The 629-nt window shown below is 62.0% G+C and carries 1 pseudogene; it reads left to right on the forward strand.

Annotated features, from left to right (window positions below):
• Nucleotides 1-629 (forward strand): annotated as a pseudogene (locus tag ACIOZM_RS31950) (NADH-quinone oxidoreductase subunit C/D); the annotation flags it as partial.

Genomic DNA, 629 nt, shown 5'->3' on the forward strand with positions numbered 1-629 from the left:
TGTTCCTGGGGACTTACATCCAGGACGTCGGTGCCATGACTCCGGTGTTCTTCACCTTCACCGACCGCCAGAAGGCGTACACGGTGATCGAAGCCATTACCGGTTTCCGTCTGCACCCGGCCTGGTACCGCATCGGCGGCGTCGCGCACGACCTGCCGCGCGGCTGGGAAAAACTGGTGAAGGACTTCGTTGAATGGCTGCCAAAACGCCTCGACGAATACACCAAGGCTGCCCTGCAGAACAGCATCCTCAAGGGTCGTACCATCGGCGTTGCCGCCTACAACACCAAAGAGGCCCTGGAATGGGGCGTCACCGGTGCCGGCCTGCGTTCGACCGGTTGCGATTTCGACCTGCGTAAAGCGCGCCCGTACTCCGGCTACGAGAACTTCGAGTTCGAAGTCCCGCTGGCCGCCAACGGCGATGCCTACGACCGCTGCATGGTTCGCGTCGAGGAAATGCGCCAGAGCATCAAGATCATCGACCAGTGCATGCGCAACATGCCGGAAGGCCCGTACAAGGCGGATCACCCGCTGACCACGCCGCCGCCGAAAGAGCGCACGTTGCATCACATCGAAACCCTGATCACGCACTTCCTGCAAGTTTCGTGGGGCCCGGTCATGCCGGCCACC

It is taken from the genome of Pseudomonas sp. NPDC087346 (assembly GCF_044744235.1).
In the GTDB taxonomy this organism is placed as follows: domain Bacteria; phylum Pseudomonadota; class Gammaproteobacteria; order Pseudomonadales; family Pseudomonadaceae; genus Aquipseudomonas.